The organism is Paracoccus litorisediminis (assembly GCF_009711205.1).
Classification (GTDB): domain Bacteria; phylum Pseudomonadota; class Alphaproteobacteria; order Rhodobacterales; family Rhodobacteraceae; genus Paracoccus; species Paracoccus litorisediminis.
Genome location: NZ_WMIG01000004.1, coordinates 1 through 25,266 on the forward strand (window position 1 = coordinate 1; position 25,266 = coordinate 25,266).

22 protein-coding genes and 2 tRNA genes are annotated in these 25,266 nt (G+C 64.3%); 13 read left to right on the forward strand and 11 right to left on the reverse strand.

The features are described 5' to 3' along the window. Nucleotides 1-152: 152 nt before the first annotated feature. Both GL300_RS10005 and GL300_RS10010 read right to left on the reverse strand, forming a co-directional pair. Nucleotides 153-605, reverse strand: coding sequence for an Lrp/AsnC family transcriptional regulator (locus GL300_RS10005; RefSeq protein WP_155039503.1), 453 nt, complete (start codon nucleotides 603-605; stop codon nucleotides 153-155). Further along, nucleotides 602-1,057 carry an Lrp/AsnC family transcriptional regulator gene (locus GL300_RS10010; protein WP_155039504.1) on the reverse strand — a complete coding sequence of 152 codons (456 nt, stop codon included), beginning with the start codon at nucleotides 1,055-1,057 and terminating at the stop codon, nucleotides 602-604. Before GL300_RS10010 ends, GL300_RS10005 begins: the two co-directional genes overlap by 4 nt. Nucleotides 1,058-1,185: 128 nt before the next feature. Between GL300_RS10010 and ilvC the strand changes: the two genes are divergently transcribed. Next, complete coding sequence (gene ilvC, locus GL300_RS10015) at nucleotides 1,186-2,208, forward strand: ketol-acid reductoisomerase (RefSeq protein ID WP_155039505.1); 1,023 nt, start codon at nucleotides 1,186-1,188, stop codon at nucleotides 2,206-2,208. Between the two features lie 64 nt (nucleotides 2,209-2,272). Further along, nucleotides 2,273-3,334, forward strand: coding sequence for a bifunctional helix-turn-helix transcriptional regulator/GNAT family N-acetyltransferase (locus GL300_RS10020; RefSeq protein WP_343042978.1), 1,062 nt, complete (start codon nucleotides 2,273-2,275; stop codon nucleotides 3,332-3,334). 134 nt (nucleotides 3,335-3,468) lie between these two features. Here GL300_RS10020 and dnaE read toward each other — a convergent pair whose 3' ends face one another. Next, on the reverse strand, nucleotides 3,469-6,939 hold the full coding sequence (dnaE, locus tag GL300_RS10025; protein WP_155039506.1) for a DNA polymerase III subunit alpha: 3,471 nt from the start codon (nucleotides 6,937-6,939) through the stop codon (nucleotides 3,469-3,471). A 96-nt stretch (nucleotides 6,940-7,035) separates the two neighbouring features. Here dnaE and GL300_RS10030 point away from each other — a divergent pair, with 96 nt between their 5' ends. The 4 genes from GL300_RS10030 to GL300_RS10045 are packed head-to-tail and all read left to right on the forward strand — an operon-like array spanning nucleotide 7,036 to nucleotide 11,605. Then, on the forward strand, nucleotides 7,036-8,553 hold the full coding sequence (locus GL300_RS10030) for an ABC transporter ATP-binding protein (protein ID WP_343042979.1): 1,518 nt from the start codon (nucleotides 7,036-7,038) through the stop codon (nucleotides 8,551-8,553). Beyond that, on the forward strand, nucleotides 8,540-9,610 hold the full coding sequence (locus GL300_RS10035) for an ABC transporter permease (RefSeq protein WP_155039507.1): 1,071 nt from the start codon (nucleotides 8,540-8,542) through the stop codon (nucleotides 9,608-9,610). Before GL300_RS10030 ends, GL300_RS10035 begins: the two co-directional genes overlap by 14 nt. After that, nucleotides 9,610-10,497 (forward strand): ABC transporter permease, encoded by an 888-nt coding sequence (locus GL300_RS10040; RefSeq protein WP_155039508.1) that lies wholly within the window; start codon nucleotides 9,610-9,612, stop codon nucleotides 10,495-10,497. The genes GL300_RS10035 and GL300_RS10040 overlap by 1 nt, the downstream gene beginning before the upstream one ends. 31 nt (nucleotides 10,498-10,528) lie before the next feature. Further along, nucleotides 10,529-11,605 carry a BMP family ABC transporter substrate-binding protein gene (locus GL300_RS10045; protein WP_343043004.1) on the forward strand — a complete coding sequence of 359 codons (1,077 nt, stop codon included), beginning with the start codon at nucleotides 10,529-10,531 and terminating at the stop codon, nucleotides 11,603-11,605. Nucleotides 11,606-11,663: 58 nt separating this feature from the next. On the opposite strand, the gene dps is transcribed toward GL300_RS10045, so the two are convergent. The 5 genes from dps to GL300_RS10070 form a co-directional block, all read right to left on the reverse strand. Next, on the reverse strand, nucleotides 11,664-12,137 hold the full coding sequence (dps, locus tag GL300_RS10050; RefSeq protein WP_155039509.1) for a DNA starvation/stationary phase protection protein Dps: 474 nt from the start codon (nucleotides 12,135-12,137) through the stop codon (nucleotides 11,664-11,666). Between the two features lie 139 nt (nucleotides 12,138-12,276). Further along, the gene (locus GL300_RS10055) at nucleotides 12,277-12,510 is read right to left on the reverse strand and encodes an acyl carrier protein (RefSeq protein WP_028720942.1); all 234 of its coding nucleotides are present in this window, start codon (nucleotides 12,508-12,510) and stop codon (nucleotides 12,277-12,279) included. Nucleotides 12,511-12,647: 137 nt separating this feature from the next. Further along, a complete protein-coding gene (fabG, locus tag GL300_RS10060) occupies nucleotides 12,648-13,385 on the reverse strand; it encodes a 3-oxoacyl-ACP reductase FabG (protein ID WP_155039510.1) in 738 nt (245 codons plus the stop codon). Between the two features lie 67 nt (nucleotides 13,386-13,452). Beyond that, nucleotides 13,453-14,379: an ACP S-malonyltransferase gene (gene fabD / locus GL300_RS10065; RefSeq protein WP_155039511.1), complete on the reverse strand. Its 927-nt coding sequence runs from the start codon at nucleotides 14,377-14,379 to the stop codon at nucleotides 13,453-13,455. A 70-nt stretch (nucleotides 14,380-14,449) separates the two neighbouring features. Then, the gene (locus GL300_RS10070; RefSeq protein ID WP_155039512.1) at nucleotides 14,450-15,790 is read right to left on the reverse strand and encodes an ATP-binding protein; all 1,341 of its coding nucleotides are present in this window, start codon (nucleotides 15,788-15,790) and stop codon (nucleotides 14,450-14,452) included. A gap of 58 nt (nucleotides 15,791-15,848) precedes the next feature. Here GL300_RS10070 and GL300_RS10075 point away from each other — a divergent pair, with 58 nt between their 5' ends. The 4 genes from GL300_RS10075 (at nucleotide 15,849) to GL300_RS10090 (ending at nucleotide 18,623) form a co-directional block, all read left to right on the forward strand. Next, entirely contained in the window at nucleotides 15,849-16,718 is an 870-nt protein-coding gene (locus GL300_RS10075; protein WP_155039513.1) for an MBL fold metallo-hydrolase, read from the forward strand. A 94-nt stretch (nucleotides 16,719-16,812) separates the two neighbouring features. Beyond that, nucleotides 16,813-16,887 (forward strand) — tRNA-Asn (locus GL300_RS10080). 32 nt (nucleotides 16,888-16,919) lie between these two features. Beyond that, nucleotides 16,920-16,994 (forward strand) — tRNA-Asn (locus GL300_RS10085). A 168-nt stretch (nucleotides 16,995-17,162) separates the two neighbouring features. Beyond that, nucleotides 17,163-18,623: a mechanosensitive ion channel domain-containing protein gene (locus GL300_RS10090; protein WP_155039514.1), complete on the forward strand. Its 1,461-nt coding sequence runs from the start codon at nucleotides 17,163-17,165 to the stop codon at nucleotides 18,621-18,623. On the opposite strand, the gene GL300_RS10095 is transcribed toward GL300_RS10090, so the two are convergent. After that, nucleotides 18,624-19,553: a hypothetical protein gene (locus tag GL300_RS10095; protein WP_155039515.1), complete on the reverse strand. Its 930-nt coding sequence runs from the start codon at nucleotides 19,551-19,553 to the stop codon at nucleotides 18,624-18,626. 271 nt (nucleotides 19,554-19,824) lie between these two features. On the opposite strand from GL300_RS10095, the gene GL300_RS10100 reads away from it, so the two are divergent. Continuing rightward, nucleotides 19,825-20,085: a hypothetical protein gene (locus GL300_RS10100; protein ID WP_155039516.1), complete on the forward strand. Its 261-nt coding sequence runs from the start codon at nucleotides 19,825-19,827 to the stop codon at nucleotides 20,083-20,085. Between the two features lie 83 nt (nucleotides 20,086-20,168). Here the strand turns inward: GL300_RS10100 and GL300_RS10105 are convergent, their stop codons facing one another. Together GL300_RS10105 and GL300_RS10110 are read right to left on the reverse strand one after the other, a co-directional pair. Then, a complete protein-coding gene (locus tag GL300_RS10105) occupies nucleotides 20,169-21,983 on the reverse strand; it encodes an ABC-F family ATP-binding cassette domain-containing protein (protein ID WP_155039517.1) in 1,815 nt (604 codons plus the stop codon). A gap of 42 nt (nucleotides 21,984-22,025) precedes the next feature. Then, nucleotides 22,026-22,994 (reverse strand): serine hydrolase domain-containing protein, encoded by a 969-nt coding sequence (locus GL300_RS10110; protein ID WP_155039518.1) that lies wholly within the window; start codon nucleotides 22,992-22,994, stop codon nucleotides 22,026-22,028. Nucleotides 22,995-23,139: 145 nt separating this feature from the next. Here GL300_RS10110 and GL300_RS10115 point away from each other — a divergent pair, with 145 nt between their 5' ends. Then, a complete protein-coding gene (locus tag GL300_RS10115) occupies nucleotides 23,140-24,918 on the forward strand; it encodes a DNA polymerase III subunit gamma/tau (RefSeq protein ID WP_155039519.1) in 1,779 nt (592 codons plus the stop codon). A gap of 3 nt (nucleotides 24,919-24,921) precedes the next feature. Further along, nucleotides 24,922-25,266 (forward strand): YbaB/EbfC family nucleoid-associated protein, encoded by a 345-nt coding sequence (locus GL300_RS10120; RefSeq protein ID WP_155039520.1) that lies wholly within the window; start codon nucleotides 24,922-24,924, stop codon nucleotides 25,264-25,266.

Sequence of the window (25,266 nt, forward strand, 5' to 3'; positions counted from 1 at the left end):
CTGATCACCACCGAAGCCATGATCGCCGAAAAGCCCGAGCCCAAAGCGGCCGGCGGCGGCATGCCCGACATGGGCGGCATGGGCGGCATGATGTAATCATCCGCTCGTCGCAAGACAGCGAAGGCCGTCCCTTTCGGGGCGGCCTTTTCCGTTTACAGGGGACCGGGGCGGCGTTCCTCGGACAGAAGCACGTTCGCCTCGACCTGCCCGACCCCCGGCAGGGTCATGATCCGCCGCCGCAGGATGCGTTCGAAATCGGCGATGTCGCGGGCATGGATGCGCAGCCGGTAATCGAACTGGCCCAGCACGTGCTGGACGGTCTGGACTTCGGGGATGGCGGTCACCGCGCGCTCGAAATCCTCAAGGCCCACGCGACCCTTGGCGGCCAACCGGATACCAAGGAAAACCGTGACGCCGAATCCCAGCGCTGCCTGATCGATCACCACCCGCCGCCCGGCGATCACGCCCTCATCGGTCAGCCGCTTGATCCGCCGCCATGTCGCGGGCTGGGTCATTCCCAACGCCCGCCCGACCTCGGCCGCGCTGCGGGTTGCGTCCTCGGCCAGCAGCCGCAGGATCGCCAGATCGGTCGCGTCGGGGGTCATAGCGGCAACTCCTGCACGTCCTTGATCGTGGAAACCAGCATCAGGGCGTCGCTGTCCGAGACATGCGGCAGGGTCAGGATGCTTTCGCGGTAGACCTGCTGCCAATGCGCCATGTCGCGCGCGATCACCGACAGCCGGAAATCGACCGAGCCAAGGAAGGACTGGATTTCGGTGACCTCGGGGACTTTGCGCGCGGCGGCAAGGAACTTGTCGAAGGCGCGCGGCTCGGTCTTGTCCAGCGTAAAGCGCAGGCTGACCTGCACCTCATAGCCCAGCTTGCGCCAGTCGATGCGGGTTTCCACGGCCCGGATGACGCCGGTTTCGCGCAGGCGTTCCAACCTGCGCCACAGGCTGGCCGTCGTCACTCCGGCGCGTTCGGCCAGTTCGGCATTGGGCATTGCGGGATCGGCCAGAAGCTGGCGAAGTATGCGTCGGTCTGTCGCGTCGGGCATGATTTTTTTACCTTTGCGAATTTATTGGCATGATCATTTGAAATTTTCCAGAGATTCCGCGAAGAATGCACTGAACTCCTCATGCCAGAATGCTAAAACTCCTGCATCGGATATGAGGAGAGACGCTGATGCGCGTTTACTATGATCGCGACTGCGATGTGAACCTGATCAAAGACAAGAAGATCGCCATGCTGGGCTACGGCTCGCAAGGTCACGCCCATGCGCTGAACCTGCGCGATTCCGGCGCCAAGAACGTCGTCGTCGCCCTGCGCGAAGGCTCGCCCTCGGCCAAGAAAGCCGAAGCCGAAGGCCTGAAGGTCATGGGCATCGCCGAAGCCGCCGCTTGGGCCGACCTGATCATGTTCACCATGCCCGACGAGCTGCAGGCTGAAACCTACAAGAAATACGTCCATGACAATATCCGTGAAGGCGCGGCGATTGCTTTCGCCCACGGCCTGAACATCCATTTCGGCCTGATCGAGCCGAAACCCGGCGTCGACATCATCATGATGGCACCCAAGGGCCCCGGCCACACCGTGCGCGGCGAATACACCAAAGGCGGCGGCGTCCCCTGCCTGTTCGCGGTTCATCATGACGCGACCGGCAAAGCGCAGGACATCGCTCTGTCCTATTGCTCGGCCATCGGTGGCGGCCGCTCGGGCATCATCGAGACCAACTTCCGTCAGGAATGCGAAACCGACCTGTTCGGCGAGCAAGCCGTTCTGTGCGGCGGTCTGGTCGAACTGATCCGCATGGGCTTCGAAACCCTGGTCGAAGCTGGCTACGAGCCGGAAATGGCCTATTTCGAGTGCCTGCACGAAGTGAAGCTGATCGTGGACCTGATCTACGAAGGCGGCATCGCCAACATGAACTACTCGATCTCGAACACCGCCGAGTACGGCGAGTATGTCTCGGGCCCGCGCATCCTGCCCTATGAAGAAACCAAGGCCCGCATGAAAGCCGTGCTGACCGACATCCAGACCGGCAAGTTCGTGCGCGACTTCATGCAGGAAAACGCCGTCGGCCAGCCCTTCTTCAAGGCGACCCGCCGCATCAACGACGAACACGAGATCGAAAAAGTCGGCGCCAAGCTGCGCGGCATGATGCCGTGGATCTCGAAAGGCAAGATGGTCGACAAAGAGCGCAACTAAGCGTTCCGACCTTAAGGAAAAGCCCCGCCATCGTGCGGGGCTTTTTGCTGTGCACCGACCGCAGGTGAACGCCCAAGGAATAGGTATCGCCGCATCACCATGGATTGACCCCATCCATATCGTTGCGTTACACAACCATAAATGTTGCATTGAACAACCAAATGGGCGCGATATGGTGAGTGAATCCACAATCAGCGAAATCAGGGCGGTTTCTCGTACCATCGCCCGCGAATGGGGCTTCATGGGCGGGGAGTTTGCGGGAACGGATCTTTCGCCATCGGCTGTTCATGCCTTGATCGAGATCGAGCAGGGAAATGTCACCGCCCGAGATCTGGGCCTGCGTCTGCATCTTGAGAAATCCAGCGTCAGCCGAATGCTGAGAAAGCTGATTGAAGCCGGAGATGTTCATGAAAGCGCAGGCGAGGATGATGGTCGCGTCAAGATCCTGTCATTGACCCCGACGGGCAAGACGCAGGTCTCGGCGATACACCAATTTGCGGAAGCACAGGTTGCCTCCGCGCTGGCGCGACTGGACCCCAAGCAGGAGGATGCCGTGTTGACCGGCTTGCGCCTTTATAGCCGCGCGCTGAGCAATGCCTCATCCGGTCAGGAGGTCGATCTTCGTATTGATATCGTGAGGGGATATCAGGCTGGACTGATTGCCCGCATCACCCAAATGCACGCTTTGTACTATGCAAAGGCATGGGACTTTGGACAACGCTTCGAGGCCGTCGTGGCGGGTGGCTTGGCCGAGTTCAGCAATCGGTTGGACAACCCCCGCAACGCAATCTGGACGGCGCAGCGCAACGGCCAGATCTGCGGTTCCGTCGCGATCGATGGCGAGGATCTGGGGAATGGCATTGCCCATCTTCGCTGGTTCATCGTCGACGGCAGCATCCAAGGTGGAGGATGCGGGCGCAAATTGCTGTCTGACGCCCTTGCCTTTGTCGACGAGAATGGCTTCGCCGAAACTCATCTATGGACGTTCAGCGGCCTCGGGGCCGCGCGGCATCTTTACGAGTCATTCGGCTTTGTCCTCGCAGAGGAACATCCCGGTGATCAGTGGGGCAAAAAGGTGATCGAGCAGCGATTTGTAAGGGTGGGAAATCCCACCGAGCGTCTTTGAAATGAGCGGCCACGGGCAATCTGACGGATGCGCAATTGAATATCGCTCGCAGGTCACGCCGATCTGCGAGCATGAAACGCTTGCTCTTGCGACGCTCCCACTTCCATTCAAATGAACGCAAGTAGGGACACCCCCTACTCCTCCAGCACCTCCAGCACGCCCGGAATGACCCGCAGGGCCTGACGGGCGGGGGTGGTCAAGGGGGCGTCCTCGGTGATTTCGATGTCGACCAGATCCTCGCCGTCCTTCAGGCGCAGGGTGATCGGGCCGCGAGCGCGGGCGGGGGCACTGACCTCGGACTGGATGCGGGCCAGCGCCTCGGCGATGCCGGGGACGGCGTCGATGCCGGATATCTCGATCGCCAGACGGTTCGCGCCGGCATCGGCCACCGCCTGATCCAGCGGCACGACACTGCGGGCAAGCAGCTTGACCTGATCGCCCGAGGGTTCGACCTGTACCTGCAGCACAACGTTTTCGCCCGGCTCCAGATGCTGCCTGTGCGCGTCCAGCGTATCCGAAAACACCGTGACCTCGTAAAGCCCGGTCGGGTCGGACAGGCCGACAAAGGCGAAGCGAGTCCCGCGGGCGGATTTCTTTTCCTGTCGGAAGGCGACCGTGCCCGCCAGTTGCGCGACCAGCGCACCATCGGCAGCGGCAGCCGTCACCTCGGCCAGCGTCTGCACGTTCTTGCGGCGCAGCGCGGGCAGGTAGTCGTCCAACGGGTGGCCGGACAGGTAGAAGCCGACGGCGGCATGTTCCTCGCCCAGCTTTTCGGCGGGCATCCAGATCGGTGCCACGACCGGGCGCGGCGGCGGCAGATCCTCGCCCCCGCCGAACAGCGAGGACTGGCTCGAGGCCGCAGCCTCTTGCACGGCCTGCGACCACGCAACCAATCCATCCAGCGATTTCAGAACCTTGGAGCGGCTTTCCTCGATAAGATCGAAGGCTCCGGCGCGAGCCAGCATTTCCAGCGGGCGCTTGCCGACACGGCGCATGTCGACGCGGCGGGCAAAGTCATGCAGATCGCGGAAAGGTCTGTCGCCACGTGCCTCGACGATCATTCGCATCGCCTCGACGCCGACGCCTTTCAGCGCGCCCAGCGCATAGACGATCCGGCCATCTTTGACGGTAAAAGTCGCGTCCGAGCGGTTGACGCAGGGTGGGACCGTCTCGATCCCCATGCGGTCGGCCTCGCGCTTGTAGACGGCCAGCTTGTCGGTCAGGTGGATATCGCAGTTCATCACCGCGGCCATGAATTCGACCGGGTGGTTGGCCTTCAGCCATGCGGTCTGGTAGCTGACCACGGCATAGGCGGCGGCGTGCGACTTGTTGAAGCCGTAATTCGCGAATTTCTCAAGCAGGTCAAAGACCTCGCCCGCCTTCTTGCCGTCGATGCCCTGTTCCTTGCAGCCCTCGACGAATTTCGGGCGCTCCTTGGCCATCTCCTCGGCGATCTTCTTGCCCATGGCACGGCGCAGCAGGTCGGCGCCGCCAAGCGAGTAGCCCGCCATGACCTGCGCGATCTGCATCACCTGTTCCTGATAGACGATGATGCCCTGCGTCTCGGCCAGGATCGGGTCGATTGTCGGATGCAGCGATTCCAGCGGGCGCAGGCCGTTCTTGACCTCGCAATAGGTCGGGATGTTCTCCATCGGGCCGGGGCGGTACAGCGCCACCAGTGCCACGATATCCTCGATGCAGGTGGGCTTCATGCGCCGCAGCGCATCCATCATCCCCGAGCTTTCAACCTGGAACACCGCCACAGTGCGGGCGCTGGCGAACAGGTCATAGCTGGGCTTGTCGTCCAGCGGGATGGCGTTGATCTGGTTTTCCGCACCGTCGGCGGGCAGGTAAAGCTGGCGTCCGTCGGCGGCGACATGCAGGGGCCGCCCGCCCCCGTTGATCAGGTCGACGGCGTTCTGAATGACGGTCAGGGTCTTCAGGCCAAGGAAGTCGAACTTCACGAGGCCCGCCGCCTCGACCCATTTCATGTTGAACTGGGTGGCGGGCATGTCCGAGGCCGGGTCGCGGTAAAGCGGCACCAGCTTGTCCAAGGGCCGGTCCCCGATCACCACACCCGCGGCGTGGGTCGAGGCGTTGCGCAGCAGCCCTTCCAGCTTTGCCGCGTAATCCAGCAGGCGGCCAACGACCTCTTCCTTGGCGGCTTCGCGCAGGCGCGGCTCATCGGCCAGCGCCTTGGTGACGCTGACGGGCTTCACCCCCTCGACCGGGATCATCTTGGACAGGCGATCGACCTGACCGAAGGGTAGCTGCAGCACCCTTCCCACATCGCGCACCGCCGCCTTGGACAGCAGCGCGCCAAAGGTGATGATCTGGCCAACCTTGTCGCGGCCATATTTCTCCTGCACGTAGCGGATCACCTCTTCGCGGCGGTCCATGCAGAAGTCGATGTCGAAGTCCGGCATCGAAACCCGTTCCGGGTTCAGGAAGCGTTCGAACAGCAGACTGTAGCGCAGCGGATCAAGGTCGGTGATGGTCAGCGCATAAGCGACCAACGAACCCGCACCCGAGCCCCGGCCCGGCCCGACCGGGATACCGTGATCCTTGGCCCATTTGATGAAATCGGCAACGATCAGGAAATAGCCGGGAAAGCCCATCTGCTCAATGATGCCCAGTTCGAACCGTAGACGGTCTTCGTATTCGGCCAGCGGCACGGCATGGGGAATGATCGCAAGGCGGTCGCGCAGACCGTCCCAGGCCTGACGGCGCAATTCCTCGATTTCATCCTCGGCAAAGCGCGGCAGGATCGGCTTGTGCTTCTTGACGGCAAAGGCGCAGCGCTTGGCGATCTCGACCGTGTTCTCGACCGCCTCGGGCAGATCGGCGAACAGGGTCACCATCTCGGCCGGGGTCTTGAAGTAATGATCCGGGGTCAGGCGACGACGCGGCGCGGTCTGGTCGACATAGGCGCGTTCGGAAATGCAGATCAGCGCGTCATGCGCGTCGTAAAGATCGGGCTTGGGGAAATAGACGTCATTCGTGGCGACCAGCGGCAGGTCCAGCGCATAGGCCAGATCGATCATGCCGCCCTCGGATGCCACTTCCTCGGCCACCGGCGTGCCGCCGCCATCCTTGTGGCGCTGCAATTCCACGTAAAGCCGCGTCGGAAAGGCGACGGAAAGCCGCTCCAGCAGCGCCCGCGCATCAGGCAGACGCCCCTGCCCGACCAGTTGCCCAAGCGGACCAAGCGCACCGCCGGTCAGGCAGATCAGCCCCTCGGCCCGCGCCTCAAGCTCATCCAGCGTCACATGCGGCAGCGAGCCGTCACTGCGCAGGTAAAGGCACGAGGACAGCTCCATCAGGTTCAGCCAGCCGGCCTCGTTCTGGGCCAGCAGCACGATGGGCGCGGTCACTTCGGCAGACAGGGTCACCTGACAGCCGACGATCGGCTGGACGCCCGCGTCCTGCGCCTTGACCGAAAATTCCAGCGCCGCGAACAGGGCGTTGGAATCCGTCAGGGCAACGGCGGGCATGCCGTTTTGGGCCGCAAGATCGGCTAACTTCTTGACCGGCACGGCTCCTTCCAGAAGCGAATGTTCGGAATGCGTGCGCAGGTGGATGAATCGGGGTGAAATTTCCGGCATGCCCGCAATCTAGGCCCTACCTGTCCAACTGTGCAATTGCTCCCCGGCGGAAAACCGCTAAAGGTGACTACAAAAGGGGCAGAGAGGCGCGCAACAGTGAGTGATGTTTTCCGGGCCGAGGGCCTGGGCAAGACCTATCCCGGCGTGCGCGCCAATGACGATATCAGCTTCTCGGTCGGAGCGGGCGAAATCCACGCGCTGCTGGGTGAGAATGGCGCGGGAAAATCCACCCTCGTCAAGATGATCTACGGGCTTGTCCGACCCGACGAAGGTCATATGCAGCTCTCGGGCACCCCCCACGCCCCCGCCGATCCGCGGGCGGCGCGGGCGTCAGGCGTGGCAATGGTGTTCCAGCATTTTTCGCTGTTCGATGCGCTGACGGTTGCTGAAAACATCGCCCTTGGCATGGAAAACCCGCCGCCCCGCGCGGAACTGTCGCGCCGCATCGCGGAACTGTCGCAGGCCTATGGCCTGCCGCTGAACCCTGCCCGCCGCATCGCCAGCCTGTCCGCCGGTGAGCGTCAGCGGGTCGAGATCCTGCGCTGCCTGCTGCAAAACCCGCGCCTGCTGATCATGGATGAACCGACCAGCGTTCTGACCCCGCAAGAGGCCGAGATCCTGTTCGCCACCCTGCGCCAACTGGCCGCCGCAGGCACCGCGATCCTGTATATCAGCCACAAGCTTGAGGAAATCCGCACGCATTGCGACCGCGCCACCATCCTGCGCCACGGCAAGGTCGTGGGCACGGTCGATCCGCGCGCCCATTCCGCCCGCGAGTTGGCGGCGATGATGGTCGGGGCCGAGATGAAGCTGGTCGACCGTTCGGGCCGCAAGCCCGGCGACGTCGTGCTGGATGTCAAAGCGCTGTCCACCCCTGCCGCGACCGAGGGTGTGACGCTGAAGAACATCTCGCTGACCCTGCGCACTGGTGAAATTCTGGGCATCGGCGGTGTCGCCGGGAACGGTCAGGACGAATTGCTGGCCGCGCTCTCGGGAGAGATCACCACGCCCCATGGCACCGTCACCCTTTCCAGCGCTGACCTGTCGGCGCTTGGCCCCGATCCGCGCCGCGCCGCAGGGCTGCTTTCCGCGCCCGAGGACCGGCTGGGCCATGCCGCCGTGCCGCAATTCAGCCTGACCGAGAACACCCTGCTGACCGCAGGCGGTCGGCAGGACATCGTCAAGCGCGGCTTGATCGACCACAATGCCGCCCGCGCCTTTGCCGAAAGCATCATCAAGGCCTTTGACGTGCGCACCCCCGGCCCCGGCACCGCTGCTGGCGCGCTGTCCGGCGGCAACCTGCAGAAATTCGTCATCGGGCGCGAGGTGCTGGGCGGGCCCAAGGTTCTGGTCGTGAACCAGCCGACATGGGGCGTCGATGCCGGGGCCGCCGCTGCGATCCGTCAGGCGCTGCTGGATCTGGCCGCCAAGGGCGCAGGCGTCATCGTCATCAGCCAGGATCTGGATGAGTTGCTGGAGCTGTCCGACCGCTTCTGCGCCCTGAACGAAGGAAGACTATCGCCGCCCCGCCCCACCGAGGGCCTGACCATCGACGAGATCGGCCTGATGCTGGGTGGCGCACATGGAATGGAGGTCGGTCATGTTCCGGCTTGAGCCGCGCGCCAGCGCCCCCCTGCTTTGGCAGGTCGCGACGCCCGTCATGGCCGTCATTGCCACGATGATCACCGGCGGGCTGCTGTTCGCGGCGCTGGGATTCGATCCGGTAGCCTCGATCCGCACGATCTTCTGGGACCCGCTATTCGGCCCCGCATCGGGCTATTCGCGCCCGCAGCTTCTGGTCAAGGCCGGGCCGCTGATCCTGATCGCCTCGGGGTTGGCCTTGGGTTTCCGGGCAGGCATCTGGAACATCGGGGCCGAGGGGCAATATATCATCGGCGCGATCTGCGGTGCCGCCGTGGCGCTGGCCGCCTATCCGCATGAGGCCTTCTGGATCTTCCCGGCGATGATCGTCGCCGGTGCGGTCGGCGGCTGGGCATGGGGCATGATCCCGGCGCTGCTACGGAATTGGTTCGGTGCCTCCGAGATCCTTGTGTCGCTGATGCTGGTCTATGTAGCTCAAAAGATCGCCGCATGGATGGCCTTTGGCCCGATGAAGAACCCCGAGGGCTTCAACTTCCCCGGTTCGCGCAACCTGCAACAATATCCCGCCGCCTCGAACCCGGAACTGATCGCGAATACCGGTCTGCATTGGGGCGGAATCGCGGCGCTGGTCGCGCTGGTGGTGACGTGGTTCGTGATGTCGCGCCATATCCTTGGCTTCCGCATCCGCACCGCAGGCGCGGCCCCCCGCGCCGCCCGCTTCGCCGGTGTCCGGCCCGAGCGTCTGGTGGCCTTGTGTCTTGGCCTGTCCGGCGCGCTGGCGGGGCTGGCGGGTCTGTTCGAGGTCGCGGGACCAGCAGGCCAGATCACCGAAAGCTTCGGCTCGGGCTACGGCTTCACCGCGATCATCGTGGCCTTCCTTGGCCGGCTGCACCCCTTGGGCATCCTGCTTGCGGGCCTGCTGATGGCGCTGACCTATATCGGCGGGGAACTCGCGCAAATGATGCTGAACCTGCCCGCATCCACGGTGCAGGTCTTTCAGGGGATGCTCCTGTTCTTCCTGCTGGGTTTCGACATCCTGACCCGCTACCGCATCCGGAGGCGCGCCTGATGATCGACCCGATTGCCGTTTTCGTCCTGCTGCTGGGCGCCGCCACCCCGATCCTGTTCGCCGCACTTGGCGAGTTGGTGGTGGAACGCGCGGGCGTCCTGAACCTTGGCGTCGAGGGGATGATGATCGGCGGCGCGCTGGCGGGTTTTGCAAGCGCCCATGCCACCGGCAGCCCCGCCTTGGGCTTTGTCGCCGCAGCGATTGCCGGGGCCGCGCTGTCGATGATCTTTGCGGCTCTGACCCAGTTCCTGCTGTCCAATCAGGTCGCCACCGGCCTTGCGTTGACGCTGTTCGGGCTGGGCCTGACCGCGATGTTCGGCAAGCCCTTCGAAGGCGTGAAAGCGCCCTCGATGATGGCCGGACCCTTCGGCCTGAACCTGATGATCTGGCTGGGCCTGCTGGCGGTCCCCGCTGTCTGGTGGTTCCTGATGCGCAGCCGGGCCGGGCTGATCCTGCGCGCGGTTGGTGAAAACCACGACGCCGCGCATGGTCTGGGCTACCCGGTCCGCAAGGTCCGCATCGCGGCAATCGCCTTTGGCGGCGCGATGGCGGGCCTGGGCGGGGCCTATATTTCCATCGCCACCGTGCTGCAATGGACCGAGGGCATGACCGCAGGCGCGGGCTGGATCGCGCTGGCCATCGTCGTCTTTGCGCAGTGGAATCCCTGGGGCGTGCTGGCAGGCGCATGGCTGTTTGGCGGCGTGACCGTCCTGCAGCTGCGCCTTCAAGCGGCAGGCGTCGCCGTGCCGGTACAGCTTTTGTCGATGGCCCCCTATCTGGCGACGATTATCGTGCTGGTCGCGATCTCGGCGCGGCAGAAATTCGGACGCTCCGGCGCCGGGTCCACCCCCGGCTCGCTCGGGCAACCCTTCCACGCGCTGCGCTAAGCAGCCAAACCCTGACAGGAGAGTGACAGTGATCAATCGCAGAACCCTACTTGGCAGCGCCGCGGCGCTGGTTGCAGCATCCAGCCTGCCCGCCCTTGCCCAAGGTGAAAAGCTGAAGATCGGCTTCATCTATGTCGGCCCGGTCGGCGATGGCGGCTGGACCTTCCAGCACGATCTGGCCCGTCAGGCGGTCGAGAAGGAATATGGCGACAAGGTCGAGACCACCTTCATCGAATCCGTGCCGGAAGGTGCCGACGCAGAGCGTGCCCTGACCCAGCTGGCGCTGGCGGGCAACAAGATGATCTTCGCGACCAGCTTCGGCTTCATGGACGCGACCGTCAACGTCGCCAAGAAATTCCCCGACATCAAGTTCGAGCATGCCACCGGCTACAAGCGCTCGGACAACCTTGCGACCTATGACGCCCGTTTCTACGAAGGCCGCGCCGTCATCGGCACCATTGCGGGCCGCATGACCAAGTCGAACAAGATCGGCTATATCGGCTCGTTCCCGATCCCCGAGGTCATCCAGGGCATCAACTCGGCCTTCATCCACGCCCGCAAGGTGAACCCGAATGTCGAGATGAAGGTGGTCTGGGTCTATAGCTGGTTCGACCCCGCCAAAGAGGCCGATGCCGCCGCCGCCCTGATCGCCGAAGGCGTCGACGTGTTCATGCAGCACACCGACTCGACCGCGCCGCTGGCCAAAGCACAAGAGGCAGGCGTCCTCGGCTTCGGTCAGGCCTCCGACATGGCCAGCTTCGCGCCGAAGCCGCGCATCTCGTCCATCGTCGACAACTGGGCGCCCTATTACATCAAGCGCGTCGGTCAGGCACTTGACGGAACCTGGAAATCCGAAGCCACCTGGGCTGGCATCGGTGACGGCGAAGTCGTGATCGGTGAGATCACCGAGGCCGTCCCCGCCGAGGTCAAGGCCGAGGCCGAAGCGCTCAAGGCCAAGATCGCCTCGGGCGAATACCACCCCTTCACCGGCCCGCTGAAAAAGCAGGACGGCAGCGACTGGCTGGCCGATGGCGCGACCGCCACGGATGAGGAACTGTCCGGCCTGAACTTCTATGTCGAGGGCATCACCGCCCCGATGCCGAAGTAAGGCTTTTGACAAAAGAAAACCGGGGCTGCGGCCCCGGTTTTTTCATTCGCGCTACCGATTATTCCAGATGGCTTTCAAGGAACCACAGATCCTTGTCCGCCGTCCGCGACGCCGCCGTGAACAGATCGGCGGTATTGGCATCGCCCGCATCCCCGGTCGTGTCGATCGCCGTGCGAACCTTGGCGCCGTAATCCCGCAGCCTTTCGCAGATCGCCTTGATGTGATCCTCGGCCTTGGTCAGGTCGGTCGGATATTCCTTGAGGGTGCTGGCTTTCGCCACCTTCTCGACCGTGCCGATGGCGACGCCGTCCAGCATCTGGACGCGCTCGGCCATCTCATCAACATGGACTTGCAGATTGCTGAAGGTCTGGTCGAACAGCTCATGCACGGCGATGAAATTGCGGCCCTTGACGTTCCAATGCGCCTGCTTGATCGCCGCGGACAGCGCGACCGCATCGGCCAGCCGTGCGTTCAGCTCGGCGATCGCGGTCTTGCGGGCATTGTCGGTCAGTCCCTGAAGATTGACGGGCATCGGGCTCTCCTCACTCGGTTTCATCCAAGCAACCACTCCACCATGCCCATGGTTCCGGCGCAAGCGCCGCCGCCGAAACGAAAAAGGCGGCGCTTTCCGCTGGGAAAGCACCGCCCGTTCCGTTCAGGATGGGGGTCTATCAGACCGCGCCCTGAATGAATTTGACCGCGTCGCCGAAGGTCTGGATGGTTTCGGCGGCGTCGTCCGGAATCTCGATCCCGAATTCTTCCTCGAACGCCATGACCAGCTCGACCGTGTCCAGAGAATCGGCGCCCAGATCGTCGATGAAGGAGGCGCTCTCGGTCACCTTGTCCTCGTCAACGCCCAGATGCTCGACGACAATTTTCTTCACGCGATCAGCAATATCGCTCATGTCTCTTCCTCATTTTCGCGGGCATCCGCCCAAGATGTGACAGCTCGCGCTGACGAGAGCCCAAGGCGCGGAGCCCTGTAGCCTTGAACGCGGGATATAGCACGGGTTCGTGATCTTGCAACCGCATAAACCACAGATCACAGCATCGCCATACCACCGTTAACATGCAGCGTGGCCCCGGTGACATATCCCGCCTCGGCACTGGCCAGATAAAGGACCGCCGCGGCGATTTCCTGAGCATTGCCCATGCGACCGGCAGGAATCTGGCCCAGAATGCGGCCCTTCTGCTCGTCGTTCAGCTTGTCGGTCATCGCGGTTTCGATGAAACCCGGAGCCACACAATTGACCGTGATCCCGCGCGAGGCGACTTCCGAGGCCAGGCTTTTCGACATGCCGACCAGACCGGCCTTGGCGGCAGCGTAGTTGCCCTGCCCCGGATTGCCCGTCGCGCCGACGACCGAGGTGATGTTCACGATCCGGCCCCAACGCGCCTTCATCATGCCGCGCAATACGCCGCGGCACAGGCGGAAGCTTGAGGTCAGGTTGACCTCCAGAACCTGCGACCACTCTTCGTCCGACATGCGCATGAACAGGTTGTCGCGGGTGATCCCGGCATTGTTCACCAGGATGTCGACGCTGCCCATCGCCGCGGCTGCGGACTTCGGCAGGGCCTCGACCGCGGCCGCATCACCCAGATTGGCGGTAACGACATGGGCGCGGCTGCCCAGCTTTTCGGCCAGTTCGCGCAAGGGGGCCTCACGCGTGCCCGACAGCGCAACGGTCGCACCGGCCGCATGCAACGCCTCGGCCACCGCGCCGCCGATTCCGCCGGATGCGCCGGTCACCAGCGCGTTCTTTCCCGTCAGATCAAACATCCCGACCTCGTTTTCTTTCTTGTCCAAATATCCCGGGGGTCCGGGGGCAGAGCCCCCGGCGCCGCCCTCAAGCCTTCAGCGCCGCGATATCCGCAGGTGCACCGACATTCTTCGTCACGGCTTCCTTGGAAATGCGCTTGATCATGCCCGACAGGGCCTTGCCCGCGCCGATTTCCCAGAACTCGGTGACACCCGCCCCGGCCAGATACTCGACCGATTCACGCCAGCGCACCGATCCGGTGACCTGCTCGACCAGCAGGCGACGGATCTCGCCGGGGTCGGTCACCGCGCTTGCGCGCACATTGGCAACCAGCGGAACCGCAGGGGCCGCGATCTCGACCGCGGCCAGTGCCTCGGCCATGACTGCCGCTGCGGGCTGCATCAGCGCCGAATGGAACGGGGCCGAGACCGGCAGCATCAGCGCGCGTTTCGCGCCACGCTCCTTGGCCAAAGCCGCGGCCCGCTCGACCGCCGCCTTGTGACCCGAGATCACCACCTGCGCCGGATCGTTGTCATTCGCAGCCTGACAGACCTCGCCCTCGGCGGCGTCGCGGGCCAGTTGATCGACGGCGGCAAAATCCAGCCCAAGGATCGCAGCCATCGCGCCCTGCCCGACCGGAACGGCCTCTTGCATGGCCTGACCGCGCAGGCGCAGCAGCCGCGCGGTATCGGCAAGGCTGATCGCGCCGCTGGCGCAAAGTGCGGAATATTCACCCAAGGAATGCCCGGCGACGAAATCGGCATCCTTGATGCCAAAGCCCTCGGCCTCCAGCGCCCGGAACGCAGCGATCGAGGTCGCCATCAGCGCCGGTTGCGCGTTCTGGGTCAGGGTCAGTGTCTCGATATCGCCGTTCCAGATCAGGTCCGAGAGCTTCTCGCCAAGCGCCTCATTGACCTCGGCAAAGACATCCTGCGCGGCCGGATAGGCTTCGGCCAACTCGCGGCCCATGCCGATGACCTGAGCGCCCTGGCCGGGAAAAACGAATGCCCGCATCCTGAAGTCCTTCTTTTTTCAAGTTGCGACAGCCTTACCCCCAGACGCGTTCCACGGCAACTGTGGCGGCTCAGCGCGGAATGACGATCTCGGCCCGCAAGCCGCCCAGATGCTTGCCATCGACCAGCCGCAATTGCCCGCCATGGGCGCGCGCGATGTCGGCGGCGATGGTCAGGCCCAGACCCACCCCCTCGCCCCGGTTCTGGTTGCGCGCGGGAACCAGCCGGGTGAAGGGCTTCAGCGCCTCGTCCCGGCGATCGGCGGGAATGCCCGGCCCGTCATCCTCGACCGAGATGCGGAACCAGCCCGGCCCCAATGCGGCCTCGACCTCGGCGCGCTCGCCATAGCGCACGGCATTGCCGATCAGGTTCTCGACCGCGCGGCGCAGGCTGTCGCGGCGAAAGATGGCGCGGTCCTCGGGTTCGCCCTGCATCTCGCCCAGTTCGACCGCCTGCCCTCCGCGCCGGGCATCGGCGACAATGCCGCGCACGAATTCCAGCGCCGGTTCGGCGGCAGGGGGCGCGTCCTGCGCCTCATCACGGGCATATTCCAGAAAGGCGTCGACCATCGTGCCCATGGCCGCGACATCGCTTTCCAGCGCCTCGATATCCTCGGGGTCCGGCGGCAGATCCGAGGACAGCATCGACAGGCCCAGCCGCAGCCGGGTCAACGGCGTGCGCAGGTCATGGCTGACACCGGACAGCATCTGCTTGCGCTGTTCGTTCTGGCGCTCGATCCGGCCGCGCATTTCCAGAAAGGCGGTGCCGGCGCTGCGGATCTCATTGGCGCCGCCGGGCCGATAGGGGATGATCCGGCCCTTGCCATATTCCTCGGCGGCGCGTGCCAGCCGCTTGATCGGCCGCAACTGGTTGCGCAGAAAGATCGTCGCGATCGCCGTCATCAGCAGCGAGGTCCCGATCATCAGCACCAGCAGCTGATGCGGGTTCGAGGCGCTGACCCGCACCCGCGGAAAGATCAGCTGATACTGCCCGAAACGGCTATCCAGCGTCACCGCGACCTCGCGGTGATTGCTCAGGTCCACCCCCTGAACCTGCGGCACGCGGGAATGCAGTTCCTCGATCACCACGCGTCCCGACAGATCGTAATATTCGCGCCAGTCGCGTGCAGGCTCGGTCGCGGGCAGGATCAGCCGCAACCCCAAGGGCCCGGCCTCGCGCAGCGCGCTGATGCGGGCGGCCTTTGCATCCTCGGCCTCATCGATGCGGGTGGCGACCAGGGATATCTCGCGGGTCATGCTGACGGTCATCTGCCGTGTCACGTCCTCGAAATGGCGCTGCAGGAACATGACCGTCACCACGATGGTCACGACCACCACCGGCAGGAACAGGATCAGCGCCGCCCGGCCATAGAGTCCGCGCGGCATGATCCGCTTGAGCCATTCAAAATCCATTCCGCCTGATCCCCGCAGGGCCTTTCGCAACTGCCTGAACTGCGTCTAGGCTATCGCCATGACCCACGCTCCGAAAGCCCTGCAGACCATCACTGCCGCCAACCCCTCGCCCCTGACCGGGCCGGGCACGAACAGTTTCCTGCTGGGGCGCGACCAGATCGCGGTCATCGACCCCGGCCCCGACCTGCCCGCCCATCGCGCGGCGATCCTTGCGGCGGCAGCGGGCGGACGGATCACCCATATCCTTGTCACCCATGCCCATCTGGACCATTCCCAAGGCGCGCATGCGCTGGCACAGGCGACGGGCGCGCCGATTTTTGGCTTTGGCCCTGCCGAGGCCGGACGGTCCCAGATCATGCAGCGACTGGCGCAGGACGGCGCGCTGGCCGGGGGCGAAGGGATCGACCGCGATTTCACCCCCGACATCCTGCTGGGCGACGGTGAACGGCTCGAGACCCCGGAATGGTCGCTGACCGCGCTGCATACGCCCGGCCATTTCGCCGGGCATCTCAGCTTTCAGTGGCAGGACGAGATCTTTTGCGGGGATGTGGTGATGGGCTGGTCCTCGACCCTGATTTCGCCGCCTGATGGCGATCTGGCTGAATATTACCGCGCGCTGGCCCGGCTGGATGCGGCAGGTGCCGCCCGGCTGCGTCCCGCGCATGGCGATCCGATCGACAATCCCGCTGCCCGGATTGCCGAACTGCTGGCCCATCGCCAGCTGCGCACCCGGCAGATCCTGCAGGCTCTGGCCGACGGTCCGGCAAATGCCGCCGAGCTTGCCGCGCGGATCTATGACATTCCCCCCGCCCTGCAGCCCGCCGCGACCCGCAATGTGCTGGCCCATTTGATCGCCCTGACCGAGGAAGGCCAGCTTCGCCCCGAAAACGCGCTGACCCATGACGCGCGTTTCCATCTGAACCGGTAAAAACCCTTTCTTCTCAGACCTCTAAAAAATCATTAAAAAATTTCACCGAAGCACTGGACGACCCCGAACACCGCCGCTATACACCCCCTCGTGTTCCGGCGTAGCTCAGCGGTAGAGCAGTTGACTGTTAATCAATTGGTCGTAGGTTCGATCCCTACCGCCGGAGCCAACACAAACCGCAGCCATTCGATTGGCACTTGTTCCGGCGTAGCTCAGCGGTAGAGCAGTTGACTGTTAATCAATTGGTCGTAGGTTCGATCCCTACCGCCGGAGCCAAGACTTCCGAAAGCTGACGGGAAAAGGCGCATCCAGCGGGTGCGCTTTCCTGTTTTGTGCCCGTCGACACCCCGCGACGACATAACGCACATATCGCCCTGCCCACATCGCCTGCCCTGTGATAGCCTGCCGCGCCGACACCAAGCGATCGCCGCAAGGAGAAAAGCTGTGCATCTGCCAATGCCCACTGCCGCCATCACCCCTGCCTTATCCCGGAAATCCGCCACCCCGCACCCCATCCGGGCTGCCGTCAGCGTGATCTTCCTCGCGCTGTTCATGGCGCTTATCCAACTCAGCCCGGCCAGCGCGCAGGTGCTTAGTCCGGGCGGTGGGGGCGAACCTCCCAAGGTGTCACAAGAGGATGTGAAAACGGCGGTCAAGGAACTGCTGGCGGCATCCGATCCCAAGCCCGACCCGGTGACGACCGGCAATCCGATGGTCTCGTCAGATGAGCTGGGCTTCCTCATGCAGCCGCTGACCAAGACCGAGCTCAAGACCGAGATGTCGGGCTGGCTGAAGTTGCTGCAAGGTGCGGTGGCCGACCTTTCCGCGGCCGAGCTGGAATCCTTCAACCTGAACGCCGAGATCGAAAAGGCGAACGCCGACAAGCCCAAGCCCGAGGAAGGAGCCAAGCCTGTCCTGACCCCTGAACAGGAGGCCATGGCTGAAAAGGTCGGCAAGCTGCGCGAGACGCGCACCGCGATCTCGGACCGTTTCCGCGAGGTCATGGACGCCTATGAAAACAAGGGCGGCGCGCCCGAGGATACCGCCGATTACCGCACCTATGTCAAAGAGGTCGGCGGCGTTCAGGTCGACACGACCAACCTGCGCTCGGCGCTGCTGACGCTGAAAGTCTGGGCCAATGCCGAGGATGGCGGCCAGCGGCTGGCCCGTCGTCTGGGTACGCTGCTGCTATGGACCGTGATTGGCGTCGCGGGGGGGTGGCTGATCAGCCTGATCGTGAACATGGCGCTGAAACGGACCCGCTTCACCTCGAAGTTGATGCGCCACTTCCTGCGCCTGTGGATCGCGCGTCTGGGCGGGTTGGTCGGCTTCCTGATCGGGCTGTCCTGGATCGGGACCAACATGACGCCGATCCTGGCCGGTCTGGGTGCCGCCGGTTTCATTCTGGCCTTTGCGTTGCAGGACACGATCAGCAATTTCGCCAGCGGTCTGCTGATCCTGTTCCTGCGCCCCTTCGATGCCGGAGACGAGATCGAGGCAGCCGGAGTCTCGGGCGAGGTCGAGAAGGTCTCGTTGTTCTCGACCCATCTCAGCACCGCCGAGAACCGCAAGGTCATCGTGCCTAACAACAAGATCTGGGAAGACGTGATCGTCAACTCGACCGGGGCCGATACCCGCCGCCTGTCGCTGGAAGTCGAGGTCGATGCCTCGAAGCACAGCCTTGAGGAATCCGAGACGTTGCTGCGTCAGGTCATGGACGATCATCCCGACGTTCTGGACGATCCCGCACCGACCCTGACGCTTAGCGCGATGACCGGCGATACCTATACCTTCACCTGCTGGCCCTGGGTCCAGACCGGTCAGCGCGACCGCGTGCGCTGGGAACTGGTTTCGCGTTTCGGGCGCGAGCTGAACGTGGTCAAGGGCGCGACCAAGGCAAGCTGATCACAGCAGTCCTCGCAAGACCTGCGTGACCGGCAGGTGGAACAGCAGCTCGGTATTCGTGTGATGCCAGGCGCTTTTCACCCGCCGGTCCGTTCCGATCATCGGGCGCGAGTTCATCAGCCCGAAGCCGTCAAGTTCGCCCATCACGTCGACGACCTGCGTCCATGGCTTGGGCATGGCGATCTTGGCGCTGAACGTCACGATCCGCCCGTTTTGGGCCAATGCTCCGGCCCGAGCCGGATCATGCTGGAGCAGCGCGAACAAGGCCTCGGAAATCACCAGATTGCCCTTGGAATGGCCGACCAGAAGCGAGACGTCGATCATCCCCAGCAGCGACAGCAGCGTCTTGACATCCAGGCTGCGCCGGATCGCCATGCTGATCTGCCCATTCGGCACCTCAAGCGAGGACGGCATCATCCGCGTCGCAGCATCCAGCGGCTCAAAGGCGTGGCGGACCGCGTTGACCCAGCCGAACCAGAAGAACCCGCCCAAGGACTCGGAAAACAGGTCCGCCAGCCCATAGCCAGAAACGACGCCCAGCACCGGCCCGTCAATCGCATCCGCGACATTGCGCGCGAAAGCCGCCGTGCCCAAGGCCGACGAGCCGACACCCGCCACCGCGATGCAATCGGCCATGCCGCGATGCGCCTCGGCCTGAAACGCATCGAAATCCTGCCAAAGCCTCAGCCCGCCCCGTCCGGAGGGCTGGACCAGCAGGATCGCTCCCTCCCGCGCATAGCCTGGTGCCAGTTGCGCGACCTCATCGCGATGCAGGGTTCCCAGATCATAGAAGATATAGTCCAGAAAGGCGTTGCGCTCTCGGATCGGCTCCAGCAGCGCCTCCTTCAGGGGATTGGGCGCAGAGATTTTCTCGGGCAGAGAGATCAGCCGCGCCGCCTGCGCAGCCCCGAGAGATTGAGCGGATTTCATGCCATCACCTCAATCAAACAAGGATGATGTTAACCCGATCCCGGCTTTTCCCGGGCTGCACTTTTTGGGCAGGTCGTTTCCGGTCAGGGCCGGCGGACAGGGTTTCAACCCGCCCATTTTTCGAGGGCGCGTTAGCCATTTTGACGGAAAGCGACTTGCCCCCTGTTCGCGGGACAGGATCTAGCTCAGCCCCGGTGGGCTTCGGTTCAGCGTTCGATTTTCGCGACCTAGGAATAATTCCCCACGAGGGCATAACTGAAGGCAGCCCGCGATGCCTTGCGATGCAATCGCGAGTTTCGCCACTCACTGGAACGGGCTGAGGACGTTATCAATTTCCTTCAAGCGCACGCAGCTTTCAGGCGTCGAACTCGACAGGAAGACCTTCGGCGATGATTACGGCGAACCGCTGAAGATCAAGCGCATCCTGAATGTGGCCAATGTCATCGCCTCAATCGCGATTGTTTTATCAGGCACGACGCGGTCCGCTACCGCGTCGCGATCGAAGACTGGAAAAGCGACCTCCGGTTCCTGAAGGGGCATTACCGCACGGCCGACGGTCACCATCTGTCCCCTTGGCCAAAGATATCCCCGACCGGATACGCAATCTAAGTCGCCTTAGACCGCGTCCTTTTCGGCCAATTCCAGCCATTCTTCCTCGGCCGCAGCCAACGCTGCCTGCCGTTCGGCCAGACCTTCGCTTGCCTTGGCGAACTTTGCCGGCGCGGTCGAGAACAGGTCGGGCTGGGCCAGGAATTCGTTCAGTTTGCCGATCTCGGCCTCCAGCCGCTCCATGACGCCGGGCAGCGATTCCAGCCGCTTCTTCTCGGTGAAGCTCAGGCCAGATTTCGAGACTTGCGGCTTGGTATCGGCTTTCGCCGGAGCAGCCGCGACCGTTTTCGTCACCTCGGATGCGGGGCTGTCCTCGGGGCGTTGCGCGCGGTAATCCGACCAACCGCCCGGATAGATCACGGCGCGGCCGTCACCCTCCATCGCGACGGTGGTGGTGGCCACGCGATCGATGAAATCACGATCGTGGCTGACCAGCAGCACGGTGCCGTCATATTCGCCAAGGATATCCTGCAGCAGGTCCAGCGTTTCCACGTCCAGATCGTTGGTCGGTTCGTCCAGCACCAGCAGGTTCGAGGGCCGCGCCATGATCCGCGCCAGCAGCAGCCGCGCCTTTTCGCCACCCGAGAGGCTGCCCACTGGCGCGCGAGCCTGCGCCTCGTCGAACAGGAAGTCCTTCAGATAGGCCACGACATGCTTGGGATTGCCGCGCACCATGACCTGATCCGCGCGTCCCGAAACCCGCATCTCGGGGTCTCCGGTCAGCGCATCCCACAGGCTGACCGTCTCATCAATGGCGCTGCGGGCCTGATCAAAGATGGCGATATCCAGATTGGTGCCCAGCTTGATCTCACCCTCATCCGGGGCGAGCTCGCCGGTCAGCATCTTGATCAGCGTGGTCTTGCCCGCGCCATTCGGACCGACAAAGGCCACGCGGTCGCCGCGCAGCACGCGCAGGTCGAAAGGCTTCAGGATGGTGCGATCACCGAAGGCCTTGGAAATGCCCTTGGCGTCGATCACGCGCTTGCCCGATTGCTGGCCGGATTCCAGTTCCATCAAGGCGGTGCCCTGACGGCGGATCTGGCCGGCGCGTTCGTCGCGCAGCGCCGCCAGCGCGCGGACGCGGCCTTGGTTGCGCTTGCGACGGGCGCTGATGCCTTCGACGGCCCAGCGGGCCTCGGCCTTGATCTTGCGGTCCAGCTTGTGGCGGGCGTCGTCCTCGGCGGCCCAGACGGTCTCGCGCCAATCCTCGAAATGCTCGAAGCCACGTTCCTGACGGCGGACCTCGCTGCGGTCGATCCACAGCGTCGCGCGGGTCAGCGCGCGCAGGAAGGCGCGGTCGTGGCTGATCAGGACGAAGCCGGCCTTGGTCGTGGAAAGCTGCTCTTCCAGCCAGCCGATGGCTTCGATGTCCAGATGGTTGGTCGGCTCGTCCAGCAACATCAGTTCCGGCGCTTCGGCCAGCAGCCGGGCCAGCGCCGCACGGCGCCGCTCACCGCCCGAGGCGGTGGTTACGGCACGGTCGGGATCGAATTTCAGCCCCTCGGCTGCCATTTCGACGCGGTAATCCTCGCCGTCATGCAGGCCCGCGCGGGCAAAATCGCCCAAGGTCGCATAACCAGACAGGTCGGGGTCCTGCTCCATATAGCCGACCTTGACGCCGGCGGGCGTGACGACCTGACCGCTATCTGGCTCGACCAGACCGGCCATGACCTTCATCAGCGTGGACTTGCCCGAGCCGTTGCGGCCAACCAGCGCCAGCCGGTCGCCCTGCTGGACGGTCATGTTCAGACCGTCAAAGACGGGATTGCCGCCGAAGGTCAGCGAAATATCGGTGAGTTGCAAAAGGGGTGCGCGTGCCATGAGGCGCAGATATGCTGCGCCGCAGCCCGGGTCAACGCCCGCTCACAGGCTTTGCACCAGATCGCCTGCCAGCGCATGCAATTCCGTCCGGTAGCCCGTGCGCGCCGAAGGCTGGTCCGGGTCCGAGGTCATGGCGATCGCCACCGGCACGGCCCCCGGAAAGACATAGATCATCTGCCCGCCATAGCCCCAGCCATAGCGCACCTCGCGTCCGCCGATCCGGCTGATGAACCAGCCATAGCCGTATTGCTCGCCGCTGAAGATTGATCGCGTGCGCGGCTGCCAGCTTGCCTCGATCCAGGTCCCCGGGATCACCCCCTGCCCGCCCTGCGCATAGGCCGCGCCAAAGGCCATCAGGCTGCGCGTCGACATCGCCATCTGGTTGCCGCCCAGATAGATCCCCTGCGGATCACGCTCCCATGCCGCAATGGCAAAGCCGGGAATCTTCAGCCAGTCCCGCGCCAGCGCCAAGGTGGACTTGCCCCCGGCCCTGGTCAGCATGGCCGAGACCAGATGGCTCGATGCGGTGGAATATTGCATCCTTCCGCCCGGCGCGGCCTCAAACGGGGCGGAAAGCGCCGCACGTACCCAGTTCGGGCTGCTGACCCAGCGCCCGTAATTCGGACCCGACTGGCGCTGCAATCCCGCCTGCATCGACAGCAGATGGCCCAACGTCAGCGACGCCATCCGCGGATCAGGCTCTGACGGCAAATCGCGCGCCAGAACCTCATCCACCCGCTGGTCCGGACCGGAAAAAACACCCCTCGCAATCGCGACCCCCGCCAATGCCGAGATCACCGATTTCGAAGCCGACTTGATATTGGTGGGCTGGTCTGGCCCATAGCCGCGATAACCCTGCGCCGCGACCTCCTCGCCATCGCGCCAGATGGCGATGGCGCGCAGCGGCTGCATGGTCCCGGCGTCCTGCAACAGCCCGGCAGCCGTCGCCCGCGCCAGACGCGGCGCGGCCAGCAGGGCGGAGGCGGCAAGGATCAGGGAACGACGCTTCATGCCCTGATCATGCCGCCCTTTGCGCCGCTGCGATACAGGCACCCGGTCAATTCTCCGTTTGCCAAATACCCATCCCTGACCCCGCGCAAAGGTTGCCGCCCTGTCGACCCGCGTCTAATGTATCGCGGAAGAGAAAAGGCGGACCATGAGCGAAAGCGAAAAGACCTATCAAGTTCTGGCGCGGAAATACCGCCCCGAAACCTTCGCCGACCTCGTGGGGCAGGACGCGATGGTGCGGACGCTCAGGAACGCCTTTGAGGCCTCGCGCATCGCGCAGGCCTTCATCATGACCGGCATTCGCGGCACCGGGAAAACCACGACCGCCCGGATCATCGCCAAGGGCCTGAACTGTACCGGCCCCGATGGCAATGGCGGCCCCACGACCGAGCCTTGCGGCACCTGCGAACATTGCGTGGCGATCTCTGAGGGACGCCATGTCGACGTGCTTGAAATGGACGCGGCATCCCGCACCGGGGTCAACGACATCCGCGAGATCATCGAAAGCGTGCATTACCGGGCGGCCTCGGCCCGCTACAAGATCTACATCATCGACGAAGTCCACATGCTGTCGTCCAGCGCCTTCAACGCGCTCTTGAAGACGCTGGAGGAACCGCCGCCGCATGTGAAATTCATCTTCGCCACCACGGAAATCCGCAAGGTTCCGGTCACGGTTCTGTCGCGCTGCCAGCGCTTCGACCTGCGCCGGATCGAGCCCGAGGTGATGATCGCGCTGCTGCGCCGCATCGCCTCGGCGGAAAGTGCCGAAATAACCGATGACGCGCTGGCGCTGATCACCCGCGCGGCGGAAGGGTCGGCGCGCGACGCCACCAGTCTTCTGGATCAGGCGATCAGCCATGGCGCGGGCGAAACCACCGCCCCGCAGGTCCGCGCCATGCTGGGTCTGGCCGACCGTGGTCGTGTGCTTGACCTCTTCGACATGATCCTGCGCGGTGCCGCCGCCGAGGCTCTGGCTGAGTTGCAAGCGCAATATGCCGACGGGGCCGACCCGATGGCGGTGCTGCGCGATCTGGCCGAGATCACGCATTGGATCTCGATCGTCAAAATCACACCCGAGGCGATCGACGACCCGACCATCGGCCCCGATGAGCGCGCCCGCGGTCAGGACATCGCCACCCGCATCCCGATGCGCGCCCTGACCCGCCTGTGGCAGATGCTGCTGAAAGCGCTGGAAGAGGTGGGACAAGCCCCGAACGCGATGATGGCCGCCGAAATGGCGATCATCCGCCTGACCCATGTCGCCGATCTGCCCGACCCCGAGGCGCTGATCCGCAAGGTTCAAGCCTCGGCCGCAGCGGGCGAATTCAGCCGCGCGCCCTCGGCCCCCGCGCAGCGCCCCTCCGATGCGCCGCGCATGGCGGCCCCCCGCGCGCCCATCACCACCCGCCCCGATGGCGGCGCGCTGGCCATTGCGGTTTCGCCCGATGCACTGGCGGCCTTCCCGGACTTCGAATCCGTGATCGAGCTGATCCGCCGGATGCGCGACATGAAGCTGCTGCTGGATGTCGAGGATCACCTGCGCCTTGTCCGCTACTCGCCCGGCCGGATCGAATTCCAGCCGACCGACACTGCCCCGCGCGACTTCCCCCAGCGTCTGGCCGAGCGTCTGCGCGGCTGGACCGGCGGGCAACGCTGGGCGGTGACGGTGGTGTCGGATGGTGGCCAGCCCACGATCAGCGAACAGCGCGCCGCCCGCGAGGCCGCGGCCCGCCTCCGCGCCATGGAAAACCCGACCGTGCAAGCGATCTTCGCGGCCTTTCCGACTGCAAAAATCACCGCGATCCGACCGGTTCCCACCCCGCCCCCGGTTGAAAACCCCGCTGGCGAGGATAAATCCCCCCATGACCTGACCGAAGGCCCGGTGGCCGAGGTCGAGGAATGGGACCCTTTCGAGGACGAGGAATAAGACATGTTCAAAGGCCTGGGCGATATGGGCGATCTGTCAAAGATGATGGAAGCCGCGCAGCAGATGCAGACCAAGATGACCGAGATGCAGGACGGGCTGACCCGCCTGACCGTCACCGGCGAGGCTGGCGGCGGTCTGGTCAAGGCCACGGCCACCGCCAAGGGCGAGCTGACCGGTCTCGACATCGATCCGTCGATCTTCCGTTCGGAAGACAAGGAAGTGGTCGAGGACCTGATCCTTGCCGCGATCAAGGACGCGCAGCGCCGCGCCACCGACAAGGCAGCCGAGGAAATGGCCCGCCTGACCCGTGAACTGGGCCTTCCCGCCGACATGAAGATGCCCTTCTGA

Excerpts from the sequence above, each read along its gene's own strand:
- GL300_RS10005 (WP_155039503.1), bottom strand. The coding sequence starts at position 605 with ATGACCCCCGACGCGACCGATCTGGCGATCCTGCGGCTGCTGGCCGAG.
- GL300_RS10010 (WP_155039504.1), bottom strand. The coding sequence starts at position 1,057 with ATGCCCGACGCGACAGACCGACGCATACTTCGCCAGCTTCTGGCCGAT.
- ilvC (WP_155039505.1), top strand. The coding sequence starts at position 1,186 with ATGCGCGTTTACTATGATCGCGACTGCGATGTGAACCTGATCAAAGAC.
- dnaE (WP_155039506.1), bottom strand. The coding sequence starts at position 6,939 with ATGCCGGAAATTTCACCCCGATTCATCCACCTGCGCACGCATTCCGAA.
- GL300_RS10035 (WP_155039507.1), top strand. The coding sequence starts at position 8,540 with ATGTTCCGGCTTGAGCCGCGCGCCAGCGCCCCCCTGCTTTGGCAGGTC.
- GL300_RS10040 (WP_155039508.1), top strand. The coding sequence starts at position 9,610 with ATGATCGACCCGATTGCCGTTTTCGTCCTGCTGCTGGGCGCCGCCACC.
- dps (WP_155039509.1), bottom strand. The coding sequence starts at position 12,137 with ATGCCCGTCAATCTTCAGGGACTGACCGACAATGCCCGCAAGACCGCG.
- GL300_RS10055 (WP_028720942.1), bottom strand. The coding sequence starts at position 12,510 with ATGAGCGATATTGCTGATCGCGTGAAGAAAATTGTCGTCGAGCATCTG.
- fabG (WP_155039510.1), bottom strand. The coding sequence starts at position 13,385 with ATGTTTGATCTGACGGGAAAGAACGCGCTGGTGACCGGCGCATCCGGC.
- fabD (WP_155039511.1), bottom strand. The coding sequence starts at position 14,379 with ATGCGGGCATTCGTTTTTCCCGGCCAGGGCGCTCAGGTCATCGGCATG.
- GL300_RS10070 (WP_155039512.1), bottom strand. The coding sequence starts at position 15,790 with ATGGATTTTGAATGGCTCAAGCGGATCATGCCGCGCGGACTCTATGGC.
- GL300_RS10075 (WP_155039513.1), top strand. The coding sequence starts at position 15,849 with ATGACCCACGCTCCGAAAGCCCTGCAGACCATCACTGCCGCCAACCCC.
- GL300_RS10095 (WP_155039515.1), bottom strand. The coding sequence starts at position 19,553 with ATGAAATCCGCTCAATCTCTCGGGGCTGCGCAGGCGGCGCGGCTGATC.
- GL300_RS10100 (WP_155039516.1), top strand. The coding sequence starts at position 19,825 with ATGCCTTGCGATGCAATCGCGAGTTTCGCCACTCACTGGAACGGGCTG.
- GL300_RS10105 (WP_155039517.1), bottom strand. The coding sequence starts at position 21,983 with ATGGCACGCGCACCCCTTTTGCAACTCACCGATATTTCGCTGACCTTC.
- GL300_RS10110 (WP_155039518.1), bottom strand. The coding sequence starts at position 22,994 with ATGAAGCGTCGTTCCCTGATCCTTGCCGCCTCCGCCCTGCTGGCCGCG.
- GL300_RS10115 (WP_155039519.1), top strand. The coding sequence starts at position 23,140 with ATGAGCGAAAGCGAAAAGACCTATCAAGTTCTGGCGCGGAAATACCGC.
- GL300_RS10120 (WP_155039520.1), top strand. The coding sequence starts at position 24,922 with ATGTTCAAAGGCCTGGGCGATATGGGCGATCTGTCAAAGATGATGGAA.